The organism is Falsiroseomonas tokyonensis, from assembly GCF_019024325.1.
Lineage (GTDB): Bacteria > Pseudomonadota > Alphaproteobacteria > Acetobacterales > Acetobacteraceae > Falsiroseomonas > Falsiroseomonas tokyonensis.
The window spans coordinates 276,315-292,824 of record NZ_JAFNJS010000005.1; the positions used below are offsets into that span (position 1 = coordinate 276,315).

At 68.2% G+C, this 16,510-nt stretch carries 27 protein-coding genes; 23 read left to right on the forward strand and 4 right to left on the reverse strand.

Annotated features, from left to right (window positions below; genetic code table 11):
• Positions 1–3 precede the first annotated feature (3 nt).
• The 23 genes from rpsS (at position 4) to J3S20_RS18190 (ending at position 13,140) form a co-directional block, all read left to right on the forward strand.
• The gene (gene rpsS, locus J3S20_RS18080; RefSeq protein ID WP_216837906.1) at positions 4–282 is read left to right on the forward strand and encodes a 30S ribosomal protein S19; all 279 of its coding nucleotides are present in this window, start codon (positions 4–6) and stop codon (positions 280–282) included.
• 1 nt (position 283) lies between these two features.
• Positions 284–688, forward strand: coding sequence for a 50S ribosomal protein L22 (gene rplV, locus J3S20_RS18085; RefSeq protein WP_216837907.1), 405 nt, complete (start codon positions 284–286; stop codon positions 686–688).
• Between the two features lies 1 nt (position 689).
• Positions 690–1,367: a 30S ribosomal protein S3 gene (gene rpsC, locus J3S20_RS18090; RefSeq protein WP_216837908.1), complete on the forward strand. Its 678-nt coding sequence runs from the start codon at positions 690–692 to the stop codon at positions 1,365–1,367.
• 12 nt (positions 1,368–1,379) lie between these two features.
• Positions 1,380–1,805 (forward strand): 50S ribosomal protein L16, encoded by a 426-nt coding sequence (gene rplP / locus J3S20_RS18095; protein WP_216837909.1) that lies wholly within the window; start codon positions 1,380–1,382, stop codon positions 1,803–1,805.
• A 1-nt stretch (position 1,806) separates the two neighbouring features.
• Positions 1,807–2,022, forward strand: a complete 216-nt coding sequence (rpmC, locus tag J3S20_RS18100) for a 50S ribosomal protein L29 (protein WP_216837910.1) — start codon at positions 1,807–1,809, stop codon at positions 2,020–2,022.
• A 12-nt stretch (positions 2,023–2,034) separates the two neighbouring features.
• Positions 2,035–2,352, forward strand: coding sequence for a 30S ribosomal protein S17 (rpsQ, locus tag J3S20_RS18105; RefSeq protein ID WP_216837911.1), 318 nt, complete (start codon positions 2,035–2,037; stop codon positions 2,350–2,352).
• Between the two features lie 12 nt (positions 2,353–2,364).
• The gene (rplN, locus tag J3S20_RS18110) at positions 2,365–2,733 is read left to right on the forward strand and encodes a 50S ribosomal protein L14 (RefSeq protein ID WP_168034753.1); all 369 of its coding nucleotides are present in this window, start codon (positions 2,365–2,367) and stop codon (positions 2,731–2,733) included.
• Positions 2,734–2,737: 4 nt separating this feature from the next.
• A complete protein-coding gene (gene rplX / locus J3S20_RS18115; RefSeq protein ID WP_216837912.1) occupies positions 2,738–3,058 on the forward strand; it encodes a 50S ribosomal protein L24 in 321 nt (106 codons plus the stop codon).
• 164 nt (positions 3,059–3,222) lie between these two features.
• On the forward strand, positions 3,223–3,756 hold the full coding sequence (gene rplE, locus J3S20_RS18120; RefSeq protein ID WP_216838155.1) for a 50S ribosomal protein L5: 534 nt from the start codon (positions 3,223–3,225) through the stop codon (positions 3,754–3,756).
• A gap of 54 nt (positions 3,757–3,810) precedes the next feature.
• The gene (gene rpsN / locus J3S20_RS18125) at positions 3,811–4,116 is read left to right on the forward strand and encodes a 30S ribosomal protein S14 (RefSeq protein WP_216837913.1); all 306 of its coding nucleotides are present in this window, start codon (positions 3,811–3,813) and stop codon (positions 4,114–4,116) included.
• Between the two features lie 12 nt (positions 4,117–4,128).
• Complete coding sequence (rpsH, locus tag J3S20_RS18130) at positions 4,129–4,527, forward strand: 30S ribosomal protein S8 (protein WP_216837914.1); 399 nt, start codon at positions 4,129–4,131, stop codon at positions 4,525–4,527.
• A gap of 13 nt (positions 4,528–4,540) precedes the next feature.
• Entirely contained in the window at positions 4,541–5,074 is a 534-nt protein-coding gene (rplF, locus tag J3S20_RS18135) for a 50S ribosomal protein L6 (protein ID WP_216837915.1), read from the forward strand.
• The gene (gene rplR / locus J3S20_RS18140) at positions 5,074–5,439 is read left to right on the forward strand and encodes a 50S ribosomal protein L18 (RefSeq protein WP_216837916.1); all 366 of its coding nucleotides are present in this window, start codon (positions 5,074–5,076) and stop codon (positions 5,437–5,439) included. The genes rplF and rplR overlap by 1 nt, the downstream gene beginning before the upstream one ends.
• Before the next feature lie 11 nt (positions 5,440–5,450).
• A complete protein-coding gene (rpsE, locus tag J3S20_RS18145) occupies positions 5,451–6,086 on the forward strand; it encodes a 30S ribosomal protein S5 (RefSeq protein ID WP_216837917.1) in 636 nt (211 codons plus the stop codon).
• Positions 6,079–6,270, forward strand: a complete 192-nt coding sequence (gene rpmD, locus J3S20_RS18150; RefSeq protein ID WP_216837918.1) for a 50S ribosomal protein L30 — start codon at positions 6,079–6,081, stop codon at positions 6,268–6,270. Before rpsE ends, rpmD begins: the two co-directional genes overlap by 8 nt.
• Before the next feature lies 1 nt (position 6,271).
• Entirely contained in the window at positions 6,272–6,763 is a 492-nt protein-coding gene (gene rplO / locus J3S20_RS18155) for a 50S ribosomal protein L15 (RefSeq protein WP_216837919.1), read from the forward strand.
• 133 nt (positions 6,764–6,896) lie between these two features.
• Positions 6,897–8,264, forward strand: coding sequence for a preprotein translocase subunit SecY (gene secY, locus J3S20_RS18160; protein ID WP_216837920.1), 1,368 nt, complete (start codon positions 6,897–6,899; stop codon positions 8,262–8,264).
• Positions 8,261–8,917, forward strand: coding sequence for an adenylate kinase (locus J3S20_RS18165; RefSeq protein WP_216837921.1), 657 nt, complete (start codon positions 8,261–8,263; stop codon positions 8,915–8,917). The genes secY and J3S20_RS18165 overlap by 4 nt, the downstream gene beginning before the upstream one ends.
• Positions 8,918–9,169: 252 nt before the next feature.
• Positions 9,170–9,547 (forward strand): 30S ribosomal protein S13, encoded by a 378-nt coding sequence (rpsM, locus tag J3S20_RS18170; RefSeq protein WP_216837922.1) that lies wholly within the window; start codon positions 9,170–9,172, stop codon positions 9,545–9,547.
• A 1-nt stretch (position 9,548) separates the two neighbouring features.
• Positions 9,549–9,953: a 30S ribosomal protein S11 gene (gene rpsK, locus J3S20_RS18175; RefSeq protein ID WP_216837923.1), complete on the forward strand. Its 405-nt coding sequence runs from the start codon at positions 9,549–9,551 to the stop codon at positions 9,951–9,953.
• A 43-nt stretch (positions 9,954–9,996) separates the two neighbouring features.
• Complete coding sequence (locus J3S20_RS18180; RefSeq protein ID WP_216837924.1) at positions 9,997–11,010, forward strand: DNA-directed RNA polymerase subunit alpha; 1,014 nt, start codon at positions 9,997–9,999, stop codon at positions 11,008–11,010.
• Between the two features lie 123 nt (positions 11,011–11,133).
• On the forward strand, positions 11,134–11,559 hold the full coding sequence (rplQ, locus tag J3S20_RS18185) for a 50S ribosomal protein L17 (protein ID WP_216837925.1): 426 nt from the start codon (positions 11,134–11,136) through the stop codon (positions 11,557–11,559).
• A gap of 198 nt (positions 11,560–11,757) precedes the next feature.
• Complete coding sequence (locus J3S20_RS18190) at positions 11,758–13,140, forward strand: calcium-binding protein (RefSeq protein ID WP_216837926.1); 1,383 nt, start codon at positions 11,758–11,760, stop codon at positions 13,138–13,140.
• Positions 13,141–13,154: 14 nt separating this feature from the next.
• Here the strand turns inward: J3S20_RS18190 and J3S20_RS18195 are convergent, their stop codons facing one another.
• The 4 genes from J3S20_RS18195 to J3S20_RS18210 all read right to left on the reverse strand — a co-directional run bounded on the left by J3S20_RS18195 (position 13,155) and on the right by J3S20_RS18210 (position 16,501).
• Entirely contained in the window at positions 13,155–13,595 is a 441-nt protein-coding gene (locus J3S20_RS18195) for a thiol-disulfide oxidoreductase DCC family protein (RefSeq protein ID WP_216837927.1), read from the reverse strand.
• Entirely contained in the window at positions 13,592–14,467 is an 876-nt protein-coding gene (locus tag J3S20_RS18200) for a DMT family transporter (protein WP_216837928.1), read from the reverse strand. The genes J3S20_RS18195 and J3S20_RS18200 overlap by 4 nt, the downstream gene beginning before the upstream one ends.
• Positions 14,468–14,528: 61 nt before the next feature.
• Positions 14,529–15,497, reverse strand: a complete 969-nt coding sequence (locus J3S20_RS18205; protein ID WP_216837929.1) for a Bug family tripartite tricarboxylate transporter substrate binding protein — start codon at positions 15,495–15,497, stop codon at positions 14,529–14,531.
• Between the two features lie 26 nt (positions 15,498–15,523).
• On the reverse strand, positions 15,524–16,501 hold the full coding sequence (locus J3S20_RS18210; RefSeq protein ID WP_216837930.1) for a Bug family tripartite tricarboxylate transporter substrate binding protein: 978 nt from the start codon (positions 16,499–16,501) through the stop codon (positions 15,524–15,526).
• Positions 16,502–16,510 lie beyond the last annotated feature (9 nt).

Below are 16,510 nucleotides of genomic sequence, written 5' to 3' on the forward strand. Positions count from 1 at the left end.
GCGATGTCGCGCAGCGTCTGGAAGGGGCCGTTCGTCGACGGCTACCTGCTCAACAAGGCAGAGGCAGCCCGCGCTTCGGGTCGCAACGAGATCATCAAGATCTGGTCGCGCCGGAGCACGATCCTGCCGCAATTCGTCGGCCTGACCTTCGGTGTCTACAACGGCAAGAAGTTCATCCCGGTGCAGGTGAACGAGAACATGGTGGGCCACAAGTTCGGCGAGTTCTCGCCGACGCGCACCTTCACCGGACATTCGTCCGACAAGAAGGCGAAGCGAGGCTGACATGAGCAAGCCGAAGCACGAGCGCGGTCTCGCTGAGACCGAGGCGCAGGCGATCGCGAAGAACATTCGCATCAGCCCGCGCAAGCTGAACCTGGTGGCGGGGCTGATCCGCGGCCGCACGGCGCAGGACGCCGTCGCGACGCTGACCTTCTCCAAGCGCCGCATCGCCCAGACCGTCCGCAAGACGCTGGAGAGCGCGATCGCGAATGCCGAGAACAACCACAGCCTGGATGTCGACCGCCTGGTCGTCACCAAGGCCGAGGTCGGCCGCGCCGTGGTGATGAAGCGTTTCCATGCGCGTGGCCGCGGCCGCTCCTCGCAGGTCGAGAAGTGGTTCAGCCATCTGAAGATCGTGGTGGCGGAGCAGACTGTTCCGGCGCCGGCGGCACAGCAGGAGGCCGCGTAACATGGGTCACAAAGTCAATCCGATCGGTCTCCGGCTCGGCATCAACCGCACCTGGGACAGCCGCTGGTTCGCGGAGCGCGACTATGCGCGGATGCTGCATGAGGACCTGAAGCTGCGGAAGACGCTGCGTGAGCGCCTGAAGGGCGCAGGCGTCAGCCGCGTGGTCATCGAGCGTCCGGCGAAGAAGCCCCGCGTGACGATCCATGCCGCCCGTCCGGGCGTCGTGATCGGCAAGAAGGGCGCCGACATCGAGAACCTGCGCAAGGACCTGGCGAAGATGGCCGGGGCCGAGGTCTCGCTGAACATCGTCGAGATCCGCAAGCCGGAGATCGACAGCACGCTGGTGGCCGAGAGCATCGCGCAGCAGCTGGAGCGCCGCGTGGCCTTCCGCCGCGCCATGAAGCGCGCCGTGCAGTCCGCCATGCGCCTCGGCGCCGGCGGCATCCGCATCAACTGCTCCGGCCGTCTGGGCGGGGCGGAGATTGCGCGCATGGAGTGGTACCGCGAAGGCCGCGTGCCGCTGCACACGCTGCGCGCGGATATCGATTTCGGGACGGCGACCGCGAAGACCACCTACGGCACCTGCGGTGTCAAGGTGTGGATCTTCAAGGGCGAGGTCATGGCCCATGATCCGATGGCGCAGGACAAGCGCGCCGCGGAACAAGCGCCTCAGCGCTGAGAGTAATGCATCATGCTGCAGCCTAAGCGCACGACGTTTCGCAAGGCCCATAAGGGCCGCATCAAGGGTATCGCCCGTGGCGGCTTTACCCTGACCTTCGGCGGTTTCGGCCTGAAGGCGCTGGAGCCCGAGCGGGTGACGGCGCGGCAGATCGAGGCAGCGCGGCGCGCCATCACGCGCGCCATGAAGCGCCAGGGGCGGGTGTGGATCCGGATCTTCCCGGATGTGCCCGTCTCGACCAAGCCGGCCGAAGTCCGCATGGGCTCCGGCAAGGGCGCGCCGGAGTACTGGGTGGCACGGGTCAAGCCGGGCCGCATCATGTTCGAGCTCGACGGTGTCTCTGGTGAGATCGCCCGTGAGGCGCTCGAGCTCGGGGCGGCGAAGCTGCCGATCAAGACGAAGATCGTGACGCGCCTCGGCGCCACGGCGGAGGCCTGAGATGGCGGAGACGAAGATCGCGGACGTGCGGGCCAAGTCCCCGGACGAGCTGCAGGAGATGCTGGTGAACCTGCGGAAGGAGCAGTTCAACCTGCGCTTCCAGCGGGCCACCGGGCAACTGGAGGCGACGGGCCGCATCAAGCAGGTGCGGCGCGACATTGCCCGGGCGAAGACGATCATGGCCGAGCGCGCCCGCGCTTCGGCAAAGCAAGCTTAAGGGGTTCGGGCGATGCCGAGGCGCGTCCTCACGGGCCGGGTGGTCAGCGACAAGACCGACAAGACGATCACCGTCTTGGTCGAGCGTCGCGTGATGCATCCGCTCTACAAGAAGTTCATCCGCCGTTCCAAGAAGTACGCTGCGCATGACGCGGCGAACCTCTGCAAGGAAGGCGACCTGGTGTCGATCGAGGAATGCCGCCCGATCAGCAAGAACAAGTCCTGGCTGGTCATCGCGCGGAATGGCGATGCGGTTGAGCGTCCGGAGGGCTTCGATGCCCCGGTCGTCGCCGCGAAGCCTGCCGCCGATGCGCCTGCTTCGGCAAGCTGAGGCGGATAGGACATGATCCAGGTCGAATCCAACCTCGACGTCGCCGACAATTCCGGCGCGCGCCGCGTCCAGTGCATCAAGGTGCTGGGCGGGTCGAAGCGCCGCACGGCTTCCGTCGGTGACATCATCGTCGTTTCCGTCAAGGAAGCGATCCCCCGCGCCAAGGTAAAGAAGGGCGAGGTGCATCGCGCCGTCATCGTCCGCACGGCCTATCCCGTGCGGCGCATCGACGGCACTGCGATCCGCTTCGACAACAATGCCGCGGTGCTGATCAACAAGCAGGGCGAGCCGATCGGAACCCGTATCTTCGGACCGGTCGTGCGCGAGCTGCGTGGGCGCAAGTTCATGAAGATCATCTCGCTGGCGCCGGAGGTCCTGTAAGGCCATGGCCGCGAAGATCAAGAAGGGCGACCGGGTCGAGGTTCTCGCCGGTCGCGACAAGGGCAAGAAGGGCGATGTCATTCGCGTCGTGCCCGAGGAAAACCGCGCCTTCGTGCAGGGCGTGAACATGGTGAAGCGCCATACCAAGCCGCAGGGCATGGGCAAGCCGGGTGGCATCGTGGAGAAGGAGGGTCCGATCGACCTCTCCAACCTCGCGCTGATCGACCCGGTGTCCGGCAAGGCCACGCGGGTGGGCTTCAAGGTGCTTGAGGATGGCCGCAAGGTTCGCGTGGCCAGGCCTTCGGGTGAGGTGATCGACCGATGAGCGGAACCAAGAAGGGCGGCAAGGCTCCGGCCAAGTCCACCCCGCCGAAGAAGTCCAATGCGCCGGCCGCCGCCAAGGGTGGCGAGCAGCGCGTCGCGCCGGCCGCCCCGGCGGCGGTGGCCAAGGCCGGTGCGGCCAAGGCTTCCCCGGCCGAGCTGCCGCGCATGCGGCGCCGGTATGAGGACGAGATCCGCAAGGCGCTCTCCGCCGAGTTCGGCTACAAGAACCCGATGGAAGTGCCGAAGCTCGAGAAGATCGTCATCAACATGGGTGTGGGCGAAGCCGCCGGCGACCAGAAGAAGCTCGATGCGGCGGTGGCGGACCTGATGGCGATCTCCGGCCAGAAGCCGGTGAAGACCAAGGCGCGCAAGGCGATCGCGGGCTTCAAGATCCGCGAAGGCCAGGCGATCGGCTGCAAGGTCACGCTGCGCAAGGGCCGGATGTTCGAGTTCCTCGACCGCCTGGTGACCATCGCCCTGCCGCGCGTGCGCGACTTCCGTGGTATCCCGGGCAATCGTGGCTTCGACGGCCGTGGCAACTATGCCATGGGCCTGAAGGAGCAGATCGTGTTCCCCGAGATCAACTACGACAAGGTGGACACGGTGCGCGGCATGGACATCCAGTTCGTGACCACCGCGAAGACCGACAAGGAAGCCAAGGCCCTGCTCAAGGCCTTCGACCTTCCTTTCGCCAACTGATTTGGAAAACCGCCCGGCATCGCGCCGGGCAGGTTCCGGAGGATTTTAGACGGCATGGCCAAGACCTCGTCTGTCGAGAAGAACAAGCGTCGTGAACGGCTCTCGAAGCTGCATGCGCCCAAGCGCGCCGCCCTCAAGGCGGTGGTGATGGACCGCGATCTGCCGGTGGAGGAGCGCTTCGAAGCGACGCTGAAGCTGGCGCAGCTGCCGCGCAACGGCGCCAAGGTGCGCGTGCGCCTGCGTTGCGAGCTCACCGGCCGTCCCCGCGGGAACTACCGCAAGTTCAAGCTCAGCCGTAACCAGCTCCGTGATCTCGCCAATACTGGCCAGATCCCCGGGCTGGTTAAGGCCAGCTGGTAAGGAGGGCCGCGAATGTCGCTGTCCGATCCGCTGGGTGACATGCTCACCCGTATCCGCAATGCTCAGCGTGCGCGGCAGAGCCGCTGCGTGGCGCCGGCCTCGAAGCTGCGGGAGAATGTTCTCGATGTGCTGAAGCGCGAGGGTTACATCCGCGCCTTCGCCACGGAGCAGCTCCGCCCCGGCATCAAGGTGATCAGCATCGAGCTGAAGTATTCTGAGGGCGAGCCCGCCATCAAGGAAATCGCGCGCGTGTCCAAGCCGGGCCGCCGCGTCTATTCCAAGATCGCGGAGCTGCCGAAGTTCTACTCCGGCCTCGGCATCTCCATCCTGTCCACGCCGAAGGGCGTGATGAGCGACAATGAGGCCCGCGCTGCCAATGTTGGCGGCGAAGTCCTCTGCCGCGTATTCTGACGGGAGGATAGGCATGTCTCGCGTCGGCAAATATCCGGTCCCGGTTCCGGCAGGCGTCCAGGTGGCGCTGCAGGACCGCAAGATCGTGGCCAAGGGCAAGAACGGCGAGCTTTCGCTGGACCTGACCGAGGAAGTGGACGTCACCATCGAGGGTGGCCAGGTGGCGGTGGCGCCGCGTGGGTCGGACCGCAAGGCCCGCACCATGTGGGGCACCACGCGCAGCCTGATCCAGTCCATGGTGACGGGCGTCTCCACCGGCTTCACCCGGAACATGGAGATCACCGGCACCGGTTATCGTGCGGCGGTGCAGGGGAAGGAGCTGGTGCTCAACCTCGGCTACAGCCACGATATCCGCTATCCCATCCCGGCGGGCATCAAGATCACCTGCGAGAAGCCGACCTCCATCAAGGTGGAAGGCGCGGACAAGCGCCAGGTTGGCCAGGTGGCCTCTGAGATCCGCGCGTATCGCGGCCCCGAGCCCTACAAGGGCAAGGGCGTGCGCTACGACAACGAGGTGATCCTCCGGAAGGAGGGTAAGAAGAAGTAATGGCCGACAAGAAGCTCGCACTGACGGCGCGCCGCCGCTCGCGGCTGCGCTACCAGCTCAAGATGAAGTCCGGCGGGCGCGTGCGCCTGTCCGTCTTCCGCTCGGGCAAGCACATCTACGCCCAGGTCATCGACGATAAGGCTGGCCGCACCCTGGCGGCTGCCTCCTCGCTCGAGAAGGCGATGCGGGAGGAGCTGAAGACCGGCGCCGACCGCGATGCCGCGGCGGCCGTGGGCAAGCTGGTGGCGGAGCGCGCGCTCGCCGCCGGCGTGGTGGAAGTGGTGTTCGATCGCGGGCCGTATATCTATCACGGCCGGGTCAAGGCTCTCGCGGAGGCTGCCCGCGAGGGCGGCCTCTCCTTCTGAGGAGTTCGGGAATGGCACGGGAACCCAGGAGCGGCGAGGGCGGCGGTGGCGGTGAGGGCGGCGATCGCCGTCGGGGCCGCGGTCGCGACCGCAACGAGAACCGGCAGGAGCGGCAGGACGGCGACGAGCTGAAGGACAAGCTCGTCACGATCAACCGCGTGGCCAAGGTGGTGAAGGGCGGCCGTCGCTTCAGCTTCGCGGCGCTCGTGGTCGTCGGCGACCAGAAGGGCCGCGTCGGCTGGGGTGCCGGCAAGGCGCGCGAGGTGCCGGAGGCGATCCGCAAGGCGACGGAGCGTGCGAAGCGCACGATGATCCGCGTGCCGATGCGCGAAGGCCGCACGCTGCACCACGACCAGGTGGGCGAGTTCGGCGCTGGCCGCGTGATCCTGCGCGCCGCCCCGGCCGGTACCGGCATCATCGCCGGCGGCCCGATGCGCGCGGTGTTCGAGACGCTGGGCATGGGCGATGTCGTCGCCAAGTGCACCGGCACGACGAACCCGCATAACATGGTGAAGGCGACCTTCGCCGCGCTCGGCCGCTGCACCAGCCCGCGGGCTGTGGCCGCGCGCCGCGGCAAGAAGGTCTCGGACCTGCTGGGCCCGCGCAAGGATGCGGATCCGGCGGCGGAGGCGGTGGCCAATGTCTGAGAGCAAGAAGACCGTGAAGGTGACCCAGACCGGGTCGCCGATCGGCCGGAAGCCGGGTCAGCGGGAGACGCTGATCGGCCTCGGCCTCAACAAGATCCGCCGGAGCAGCGAGCTGGAGGATACTCCCGCGGTGCGCGGCATGATCCGGAAGGTCGCCCACCTGGTGAAGGTGGACGGGGAATAACATGAAGCTCAACGAAATCCGCGACAACGACGGCGCCCGGCCGAAGTTCAAGCGCATCGGCCGGGGCATCGGCTCCGGCAAGGGCAAGACCTCCGGCCGCGGCGTGAAGGGTCAGAAGGCCCGCACGGGCGTGACGCTGAATGGGTTCGAGGGCGGCCAGCTCCCGATCTATCGGCGCCTGCCGAAGCGCGGCTTCGTCAACCCGTTCCGCAAGCTGTATGCGCCGCTGAACCTCGGCACGCTGGACAAGGCGATCGCCGAAGGGCGCCTGCCGTCCGAGGGTGCGATCGACGAGGCGATGCTGCAGGCGGCCGGCGTGGTCAGCAATGCGCCGCGCTATGCCGGCGTGCGGCTGCTCGGGACCGGTGCGATCACCCGCGCGGTGACGCTGACCGTCTCCGGTGCCTCTGCCACGGCTGCGGCGGCGATCGCGGCGGCCGGTGGCACGCTGACCGTTCTGGTCGCGCCCGCCGAAGCCCCGGCCGAGGGCTGAGGCTTCTGCCAGGCTTTCGCCGCCCTTGCACCCGCCGGGTGCGGGCGGCACTTTAGGGGAGCTGCGACGCGGCGTCCCGGGCCCGCCTTCTGGCGTGGCTTGGGGGCGCCGCTTTCGCGAGGAGGGATCGCATATGGCGTCCGCCGCCGAACAGCTTGCGGCCAATCTGAACCTCGGGGTGCTGGCCAAGGCGACCGAGCTGAAGAACCGGCTGTGGTTCACCCTGGGCGCTCTGATCGTCTACCGGATCGGCTCCTATGTGCCGGTGCCCGGGGTCGATGCCGGGGTCATGGCCGAGCTGCTGGCCCAGATGGGCGGCGGCATCCTCGGCATGTTCGACATGTTCACCGGCGGTTCGCTGGGGCGCATGACGATCTTCGCGCTCAACATCATGCCCTACATCTCGGCCAGCATCATCGTGCAGCTGATGACCGCCGCCATCCCGTCCTGGGAGGCCTTGAAGAAGGAAGGCGAGTCGGGCCGCAAGAAGCTGAACCAGTACACCCGCTACCTGACGCTGTTCATCGCCATCTTCCAGGCCTATGGCATCGCCGTGGGGCTGGAGAGCCTGCGCGGCAGCTTCGGCGCGGCGGTGCATGATCCGGGCTGGTTCTTCCGCATCTCGACCGTCATCACGCTGGTCGGCGGCACCATGTTCCTGATGTGGCTGGGCGAACAGATCACCGCCCGCGGCATCGGCAACGGCATCAGCCTGATCATCTTCGCCGGCATCGTGGCGAACCTGCCCTCGGCGCTGGCCAGCACGCTGGAGCTGGGCCGGACCGGCGCGCTGTCCACGTTCTTCATCATCGCCTTCCTGGCCATCGCGCTGCTGGTCATCGCCTTCGTGGTCTTCATCGAGCGCGCCCAGCGGCGCATTCCCGTGCAGTATCCGAAGCGCCAGGTCGGCAACCGGATGTTCGGCGGCGAGAACACCCATCTGCCACTGAAGCTGAACACCGCCGGCGTCATGCCGCCGATCTTCGCTTCCTCCCTGCTGCTGCTGCCGGCGACCTTCGCCGCCTTCCGCACCGACCAGACGGAGCAGTCCTGGGTCACCGACGTGGCGAATCTGCTGGCGCACGGGCAGCCGCTGTACATGGCGCTGTACCTGGCGCTGATCGTCTTCTTCGCCTTCTTCTACACCGCGGTGGTCTTCAACCCGCAGGAGACCGCGGACAACCTCCGCAAGTATGGCGGCTTCGTTCCGGGCATCCGGCCGGGCCAGCCGACGGCGCAGTATTTCGACCGCGTGCTGACGCGGCTGACGGCGGTGGGCGCCATCTACCTGGCCATCGTCTGCATCCTGCCGGAACTGCTGATCGCGAATTACGGCGTGCCCTTCTACTTCGGCGGCACCTCGCTCCTGATCATCGTCTCCGTCACCATGGACACGGTGGCCCAGGTGCAGTCACACTTGTTCGCCCATCAGTATGAGGGGCTGATCAAGAAGGCACGGCTCGGTGGCCGCGGCACGCAACCTGGGGGACGCGGTCGATGAGATTGATTCTGCTGGGGCCCCCGGGCGCCGGCAAGGGCACCCAGGCCAAGCGGCTGGAGGAGCGCTACGGCGTGGTCCAGATCGCCACCGGGGATATGCTGCGCGCCGAGGTGAAGTCGGGCTCCGCCATCGGACTGGAGGCCAAGGCGATCATGGAGCGCGGTGAGCTGGTGCCGGATAGCATCCTGATCGGCATGCTGGCCGCCCGCGTGCAGGCGCCGGATGTGCAGAAGGGCTTCATCCTGGACGGCTTCCCGCGCACCGTGCCGCAGGCCCAGGCGCTGGACGGCATGCTGGCCGAGAAGGCGTTGCCGCTGGACCAGGTGATTGAGCTGAAGGTGGATGACGCGGCCCTGGTCGAGCGAATCGCCGGCCGCTTCACCTGCGCCAAATGTGGCGAGGGGTACCACGACCGCTTCAAGGCCCCGAAGACGCCCGGCACCTGCGATGTCTGCGGCGGCACGGAATTCACCCGTCGCGCCGATGACAGGGCGGAGACGGTGGCCGCGCGGCTGGAAGCCTATCACCGGCAGACCGCGCCGCTGCTGCCGCATTACGCGGCGCAGGGGAAGCTGCAGCAGGTGGATGGCATGGCGGAGATGGACGAGGTGACGCGGCAATTGGCCGCGCTGCTCGACCGGAAACCCTTCTGACTTGACTCCCCTGGCGGGGTCGGTGTAGCACCCGGGCCCTGCGGTTCGGAGGTTCCTCCGGCCGCTCTTCGCCGTTGCATGCCCGGTTGGGGTCGGTTCGCGGGAGTCGCGGCCCGCACCCAGGGTGGGCAGGGCCAGGGTGGGCCGGTCCCCTGGGGGCTGTTTTGTTTCGGGCTGCAGGCCCGGTTTTTGGAGCGGGCCGCAAGCCCGGTTTTTGAAGCGGGTCTTCGGCCCGATGAGGAGAGAGGCACCGTGGCGCGTATCGCCGGCGTGAACATCCCAACCAACAAGCGGGTGCTCATCTCGCTCCGCTACATCTATGGCATCGGTCCGCAGAACGCGAAGGTGATCTGCGAGCAGCTCGGGATCCCCGAGGATCGCCGCGTGAACCAGATGACGGACGAAGAGATCCTCCGCGTGCGCGAGCTGATCGACCGGGAATACCGCGTCGAGGGCGACCTCCGCCGTGAAGAGGCGATGAACAAGAAGCGGCTGATGGACATGGCCTGCTACCGCGGCCTCCGCCACCGCAAGGGCCTGCCCGTCCGTGGCCAGCGCACGCACACCAATGCGCGCACCCGCAAGGGCAAGGCCGTGGCGATCGCCGGCAAGAAGAAGGTGACGAAGTAAGATGGCGCGCGAACCCCGCGGCGGTGCCGGCTCCCGTCCCCGCAAGAAGGAGAGGAAGAACATTTCCTCTGGCGTGGCGCATGTCCTCGCCTCCTTCAACAATACCGTGGTGACCATCACCGACGCGCAGGGCAATGCGATCGCCTGGTCGTCGGCTGGTAGCCAGGGCTTCAAGGGCAGCCGCAAGAGCACGCCCTATGCCGCCCAGGTGGCCGCCGAGGATGCCGGCAAGAAGGCCCGCGAGCATGGCATGGAGACGCTGGAGATCCAGGTCTCCGGTCCCGGCTCGGGGCGTGAATCGGCGCTGCGCGCGCTTCAGGCCGTTGGCTTCTACGTCACGGCCATCCGCGACGTGACGCCCATCCCGCACAATGGCTGCCGCCCCCGGAAGCGCCGCCGCGTCTGATTTGGACGCGGGTGGTGCATCGGTGCAGGCAGGGGAATAGACCGTGATCGAGAAGAACTGGCGTTCGCTGATCGAGACCAAGAAGGACGTCGAGCTCGGCGCCGATCCGACGCGGCTCGCGACGCTGATCGCCGAGCCGCTGGAGCGCGGCTTCGGCATGACGCTGGGCAATGCGCTGCGGCGCATCCTGCTGTCCTCCCTGCAGGGCGCGGCCGTGACGGCCGTGCGCATCGATGGCGCGCTGCATGAATTCAGCAGCCTCCAGGGCGTGCGGGAAGACGTGACGGACATCGTCCTGAACGTGAAGCAGCTGGCCGTGCGTATGCAGGGCGATGGGCCGAAGCGTCTGCAGCTGACCGCCACGGGGCCGGGCGAGGTCACCGCCGGCCAGATCCAGACCACGGGCGATATCGAGATCGCGAACCCCGACTTGGTGATCTGCTCGCTCGATGACGGCGCCAAGCTGTCCATGGAGCTGACGGTCGACACCGGCAAGGGCTATGTCCCGGCCAGCGAGAACCGCCCCGAGGATGCGCCGATCGGCCTGATCCCGATCGATGCCATCTACTCCCCGGTGCGCCGCGTGGCCTATCAGGTTCAGCCCACCCGCGTCGGCCAGAAGACCGACTACGACAAGCTGGTCCTGACGGTCGAGACCGACGGCACGGTGACGCCGGAGGATGCGGTGGGCATCGCCGCCCGCATCCTGCAGGAGCAGCTGCAGCTCTTCATCAACTTCGAGGAGCCGCGCCAGCGTGTGGTGGAGGAGATCCGCGACGACCTCCCCTTCAACCGCAACCTGCTGCGCAAGGTCGACGAGCTGGAGCTTTCGGTCCGTTCGGCGAACTGCCTGAAGAACGACAACATCGTCTACATCGGCGACCTTGTTCAGAAGACCGAGCAGGAGATGCTCCGCACGCCGAACTTCGGCCGCAAGTCACTGAACGAGATCAAGGAAGTCCTCGCCTCCATGGGCCTCGGCCTGGGCATCACCGTGCCCGGCTGGCCGCCTGAGAATATCGAGGACCTGGCGAAGAAGCTCGAGGAGCCCTTCTGAGGGCTACTTTGGGCGGGCGGAGGGGCAGTCACGCTCCCCGACTAAGAGTGTGAAACTGCGCTGCACATCTACACCGGGCCCCCGCCGAGGCGGGGATTTCGGGTTCTCTAAGGAAACAGGACCATGCGTCACGGCGTATCCGGCCGTAAGCTCGGCGTCACCACCAGCCACCGGCTCGCGATGCTCCGCAGCATGGCGACTGCCCTGCTGAAGCACGAGCAGATCTCCACCACCCTGCCAAAGGCGAAAGAGCTGCGCCCCTATGTCGAGCGCATCATCACGCTCGGCAAGCGCGGTGACCTGCATGCGCGGCGCCAGGCCTATGCGCAGATTCGCGACCCGAAGGTGGTGGACAAGCTCTTCTCCACCATCGCGGATCGCTACAAGACCCGCGCCGGCGGCTATACCCGCGTGCTGAAGGCCGGCGTCCGTTACGGCGACGCGGCCGACATGGCGGTGATCGAGCTGATCGAGCGCGACGTCGCGGCCAAGGGCCTCGACAGCGGCCCGCGGCCGGAGACGGTGCCGAGCGAGGCGGACGAGGCCTGAGGCCTCATCCCCTTTCAGAGAAGCGAGACAGGGCGCCGCGAGGCGCCCTTTTTCATGCGCGCCAGCCATGGGCAAAGCCTGTCACCGCCATAGATCCATCCGGGGTTGAGGCAGTGATTGCGGTGTCGCTATGAATCCGGCACCGAGCCGGCGCGCAGGAGTCGCGACCTGGCGGCAATGCAGCGGGATGAGTGGCTGATGGCGAAGGAAGCAGCGGATCGGCTGAGCAGGCTGAGTGACAAGGTGCTTGACCAGGTGACAGGTGGCTTGGTTCCCCCGGGCCTGATCATCGTGACCAATCCGCACGCCTTCCCTGAGGGCTCGCAACCGCCGAACCTCGACGACACGATCATCAGCACCGACCGTGCAAACGTCATCAATGCCGGCGCCGGGGCCGATGGCATCGTCACCGGGGACTACCAGGACTTCATCCATGCGGGTGACGGCGCCGATTCGGTGCTTGCGGGGGGCGGCGACGATGTGATCCGCGGCGAAGGGGGCGCCGACCTGCTCTTCGGGGAGCGGGGCAACGACCTGTTCCTCTGGCGCAGCGGCGACGGGGCGGACACCATTGTGGGCGGCCAGGGCACGGACACGCTGGGGCTGACGCTGAATGCGCATGTCTCGCTCGAGGATGTCTTCGCCGGCCTGCAGATGGCGCCCGGCGGCAGCGCGCGGATCGAGGGCGATCGCATCGTCCTGGAGGGCGAGGCGGCGACGCTGATTGTGGAAGGCACCAGGCTCACGCTCTTCCAGCTCGAATACATCCAACTCACCCAGGAATCGCTGGAGGGCATGGCCGGCAACGACATCCGGACCGGGCATGACCGCGCCCAGATCCTGACCGGGGAGGGCGGCGACGACACGCTCGAAGGGGCGGGTGGGCAGGACACCATCGCCGGCGGTGTGGGCGATGATCTCATCATCTGGTCGCCCGGCGACGGCAATGACTGGATTTCGGGCGGGGATGGGCGCGACACGCTGCTGCTAAAGATCCCCGTCTCCTATCCGCTGGAGCAGGTGCTGGCCGGGATCGAGATGGCCGATGGCGCCCCGCGCCCCACAATCGTCGGGGACCAGATCTCGCTGCAGGGGTCTGGCACCCTCACCATCGGCGGCGAGACGATCCAGTTCTCTGGGATCGAGAGCATCCGCCTCTCACCGGTCTCGGCGGGCACGGCAGGGGATGACCTGATCCTCGGGCGCTCGATCGGCGAGGTGATCACGGGGGAGGCGGGCAACGATACGCTGATCGGCCAGGGCGGGGCGGACCGCATCGAGGGCGGCGCGGGCTCCGACCTGATCATCTGGTCGTCCGGCGATGGCTCGGACACGATCGATGGCGGGTCGGGCGTGGACACGCTGCGGCTGGAGGATTCCGGCTTCGCGACGGCGCAGGACCTGCTTGGCGCCATGGCCCTGCGGCCCGGCAGCGCCATGCCCTCGGTCCTGCCCGATGGGCGCCTGCAGGTGGCGGGCGTGACGGGCAGCATCGTCGTGCAGGGCCAGATCATCGAGTTCAGCAACATCGAATACATCGAGCTCGGCGGCTTCATGTACTTCCAGGGCCGAGGGGGCTGATCCGCGGGGCAGGATCACTCCTCCCGCGCCACATGGCGTCGCAGTTCCGGCCCGGGCACCATGCAGGTCTCGGTGCGCCCGAACAGGCGGTAGCGGTTGCGGGCGATGCGGTCATAGATCCAGTCGCGCAGCCGCTTCGGCACATGCCGCAGGTGCCGCGCCCAGCCATGGCGCGGCAGCCGGGACAACACCTGGATCGCCGCGTCCGACTTCATATAGGCGATGCCGTCGATCACCACGGCATTGCTCTCCGGCACCACCGGGTCGATGCCGAGCAGCCCCGCCAGCCGCTGGCCCAGCGGATCCTGCACGGCGGTGAAGCGGAAGCGCGCGGCCGGGTCGCGCGCCGCGACGAAGCGGAAGGCTGCCGAGCAGATGACGCAGACCCCGTCATACAGCACCGTGCCATCGGGGATGCCCTGCACCGGCCGCGGCGCCCAGCGATCCGGCCTCATCGCCGCCGCGCCCCGCGCAACTCCAGCCGCGTCAGCCAGAAGCCCGCGCCGATGATGATGGCCACCCCCAGCAGCATCCCCGGCTCCGGCACCTCGTCGAAGACCAGCCAGCCGAACAGGATCGCCCAGAGGATCATGGCATATTGCCAGGGCACCACCACGGGCGCCGGCGCTAGCGCCAGGGACCGCGTCACGGCCAGATGCGCCGCCACCCCCACCACCCCCAGCAGCATCAGCAGCCCCGCATCCACCCAACTCACCGGCACCCAGCCGAAGGGCGCCAGAACCAGGCCGAGGATCAGCGCCGCGCCCATCTGGTAGGTCGCCAGCACGGTGGCGGAGGTGCCGCGCAGTTCCCGCGTCGTCAGCAGATAGCCGGAATAGAGCAGCATGCCGACGATCGCGACCAGCGTCGGCAGCACCCCATTGTCCAGCCCCGCACCCAGCGCTACCACCACGCCGACGAAGCCCAGCACCACGGCGGCGAAGCGCTTGCGCTCCAGCCGCTCGCGCAGGATCACCGCGCTGCCCAGCGCCACGAAGATCGGCGTCGCCATCCAGAAGGCCATGGTATCCGCCAGCGGCATCATGGAGACGGCCCAGTAGAAGCAGGCCACCTCCAGCGTGCCGCAGACAATGCGCAGCAGTTGCAGCCGCGGCCGGGGCGGGCGCAGCAGCGGCACCGCGCCCTCCCGCGCGATCAGCGGCGCCAGCACCAGAAGGGCGGCGAGGCTGCGCAGCACCAGCACCTGCGCCACGGCATAGGTGGCGACCAGCCACTTGCCGAGCACATCGTTCAGCGAAAAGCCGAGCACCGCGACCGACATCAGCAGGATGCCGGCCAGGTTGCGGTTGAGGGCCTGTCTGGGCATCCGATTCAGACCTCCGGTGCTCGGCCCGTGCCGGACCTGCGCCCTGCGGTCATCGGATGCCTCACTCGGCGCGGATATTCGCCTCGCGCACCAGGGTTGCCATGCTGGCGCGGCCCTCGGACACGAAGCGGGCGAAGTCGGCGGGGCGGGTGGCCATGGGCACGCAGCCGATCTGCACCAGGCGCTGGCGAATGGCGGGCACGGCCACCGCCTCGACCAAGGCATCGGACAGCGCCTGCACCACCGCGGGCGGGGTACCGGCAGGGCCGAAGAGCCCGGCCCATTCGTTGGATTCGAAGCCCGCATGGCCGCTTTCGGCGATGGTCGGCACATCCGGCCGGCTTTCCACCCGTTCCAGCGTGCCCACCGCCAGGAAGCGCGCCCGCCCGGCATCCACCACAGGCCCGGCCGAGACCAGGGTGGTGAAGACCGCGTCGATCGCCCCCGAGGCCAGGTCCTGCGCCGCCGCTGCGCCGCCGCGATAGGGCACGTGGATCACCTCGATTCCCGCGCGCCGGGCGAAGGCCACGAGGCCCAGATGGCCCGCGGTCGCATTGCCCTGCGTGCCCACGGTGATCGCCCCCGGCCGCGCCTTCGCCGCCGCCACGAATTCCGCCAGCGTGGTCGCCGGGAAATCGGTCTTCACCGCGATGGCGGAAGGAAAGGCCACCACCAGGCTGATGGGCGTGAAGGCGGTGGCATAGTCGAAGGTCAGCCCGCGCAGCAGCGCCGGGTTCACGAGGTGGGAGGAGGCATCCCAGAGGAAGCTGTGCCCATCCGTCGCCCGCGCGATCTCCGCCCCGCCCAGGCTGCCGCTGGCGCCGGTGCGGTTCTCCACCACGAAGTTCTGGCCGAGTTTCTGGCCCATATGCGGCGTGATCACCCGCGCCGCGCTATCCGCCGCCCCACCGGCCGAGAAGGGCACGATCAGGCGGATGGAACGCTGCGGCCAGGCGGCCTGGGCTTGCGCCCGGGTGGCCAGGGCCAGGGCAGGGGCGGCGGCCAGCAGGGCGCGGCGGGTCGGTCGCATGGGGTCTCTCCAGTCAGGGAAGGGGGTCAACCGACCTCGATCTTCGCGTCGCGCACCAGCCGGCCCATGATCTCCCGCTGCTCCGCCACGTAGCGGGCGAAAGCCTCGGGTTCGGTGCCCACTGGCAGGGCGCCCAGCGTATCCAGGCGAGCGCGGACATTGGCATCGGCCAAGGCGTGCTTCGCCGCCTCATACAGCCGCTGCGTCACGGCGGGCGGCAGGCCGGCGGGGGCGTAGAGCCCGTTCCATTCGTTCAGCTCGTAGCCGGCAAAGCCCTGCTCGGCGACGGTGGGCACCTCCGGCAGGCTGGGGATGCGCGTGGCCGTGCTGACCGCCAGCGCCCGCAGCCGCCCATCCCGCGCCAATTGCAGGGAGGAGGAGACGGTACCGAAGACGAAGCTGATGGCACCCCCCAGCAGGTCCTGCAGCGCCGGCGTGCCGCCGCGATAGGGCACGTGCTGGATATCCAGCCCCGCCCGGTTGAGGAACAGCGCGGCCGCCAGATGCGCCGCCGTGGCATTGCCCGAGGAGCCGTAGGACAGGGACCCCTGCCGTGCCTTCGCCCATTCGACGAATTCCGGCAGCGTCTTCGCCGGCACCACCGCCGGGTTCACCACCAGCAATTGCGGCAGCACCACCACTTGGCTGATCGGGGTGAAGGCGGTGGCATAGTCGAAGGACAGGCCGCGCAGCAGATGCGGGTTCACCGTATGGGCCAGGGCGTCGATCATGATGGTCTGGCCATCCGGCGCGCTGCGCGCCAGCTCCGCCGCCGCAATCGAGCCGCCGGCCCCGGCCCGGTTCTCCACCACCACCGGCTGGCCGAGGAGCGCCCCCATCGGCGTCGCCAGCAGGCGGGAGGTGGTATCCACCCCGCCGCCGGGCGGATAGGGCGCCAGCAGGCGGATCGGGCGGGATGGGGCCCATTGGGCGGAAGCGGGAGGGGCCAGGAAGGGCGCGGCCAGCAGGCCGGCCGCCAGCGCGCGGCGGGTGAGGGTGGTCATGGCGCGTTC

Coding starts and splice junctions, on each gene's coding strand:
- J3S20_RS18210 (WP_216837930.1), bottom strand. CDS start 16,501: ATGACCACCCTCACCCGCCGCGCGCTGGCGGCCGGCCTGCTGGCCGCG.
- rplR (WP_216837916.1), top strand. CDS start 5,074: ATGGCCGACAAGAAGCTCGCACTGACGGCGCGCCGCCGCTCGCGGCTG.
- J3S20_RS18205 (WP_216837929.1), bottom strand. CDS start 15,497: ATGCGACCGACCCGCCGCGCCCTGCTGGCCGCCGCCCCTGCCCTGGCC.
- rpsN (WP_216837913.1), top strand. CDS start 3,811: ATGGCCAAGACCTCGTCTGTCGAGAAGAACAAGCGTCGTGAACGGCTC.
- rpmC (WP_216837910.1), top strand. CDS start 1,807: ATGGCGGAGACGAAGATCGCGGACGTGCGGGCCAAGTCCCCGGACGAG.
- rplE (WP_216838155.1), top strand. CDS start 3,223: ATGCGGCGCCGGTATGAGGACGAGATCCGCAAGGCGCTCTCCGCCGAG.
- secY (WP_216837920.1), top strand. CDS start 6,897: ATGGCGTCCGCCGCCGAACAGCTTGCGGCCAATCTGAACCTCGGGGTG.
- rpsS (WP_216837906.1), top strand. CDS start 4: ATGTCGCGCAGCGTCTGGAAGGGGCCGTTCGTCGACGGCTACCTGCTC.
- rpsE (WP_216837917.1), top strand. CDS start 5,451: ATGGCACGGGAACCCAGGAGCGGCGAGGGCGGCGGTGGCGGTGAGGGC.
- rplN (WP_168034753.1), top strand. CDS start 2,365: ATGATCCAGGTCGAATCCAACCTCGACGTCGCCGACAATTCCGGCGCG.
- rpmD (WP_216837918.1), top strand. CDS start 6,079: ATGTCTGAGAGCAAGAAGACCGTGAAGGTGACCCAGACCGGGTCGCCG.
- rplO (WP_216837919.1), top strand. CDS start 6,272: ATGAAGCTCAACGAAATCCGCGACAACGACGGCGCCCGGCCGAAGTTC.
- rplP (WP_216837909.1), top strand. CDS start 1,380: ATGCTGCAGCCTAAGCGCACGACGTTTCGCAAGGCCCATAAGGGCCGC.
- rplQ (WP_216837925.1), top strand. CDS start 11,134: ATGCGTCACGGCGTATCCGGCCGTAAGCTCGGCGTCACCACCAGCCAC.
- J3S20_RS18165 (WP_216837921.1), top strand. CDS start 8,261: ATGAGATTGATTCTGCTGGGGCCCCCGGGCGCCGGCAAGGGCACCCAG.
- J3S20_RS18195 (WP_216837927.1), bottom strand. CDS start 13,595: ATGAGGCCGGATCGCTGGGCGCCGCGGCCGGTGCAGGGCATCCCCGAT.
- rplX (WP_216837912.1), top strand. CDS start 2,738: ATGGCCGCGAAGATCAAGAAGGGCGACCGGGTCGAGGTTCTCGCCGGT.
- rplF (WP_216837915.1), top strand. CDS start 4,541: ATGTCTCGCGTCGGCAAATATCCGGTCCCGGTTCCGGCAGGCGTCCAG.
- rpsH (WP_216837914.1), top strand. CDS start 4,129: ATGTCGCTGTCCGATCCGCTGGGTGACATGCTCACCCGTATCCGCAAT.
- J3S20_RS18200 (WP_216837928.1), bottom strand. CDS start 14,467: ATGCCCAGACAGGCCCTCAACCGCAACCTGGCCGGCATCCTGCTGATG.
- rpsQ (WP_216837911.1), top strand. CDS start 2,035: ATGCCGAGGCGCGTCCTCACGGGCCGGGTGGTCAGCGACAAGACCGAC.
- rpsK (WP_216837923.1), top strand. CDS start 9,549: ATGGCGCGCGAACCCCGCGGCGGTGCCGGCTCCCGTCCCCGCAAGAAG.
- rpsC (WP_216837908.1), top strand. CDS start 690: ATGGGTCACAAAGTCAATCCGATCGGTCTCCGGCTCGGCATCAACCGC.
- J3S20_RS18190 (WP_216837926.1), top strand. CDS start 11,758: ATGGCGAAGGAAGCAGCGGATCGGCTGAGCAGGCTGAGTGACAAGGTG.
- rplV (WP_216837907.1), top strand. CDS start 284: ATGAGCAAGCCGAAGCACGAGCGCGGTCTCGCTGAGACCGAGGCGCAG.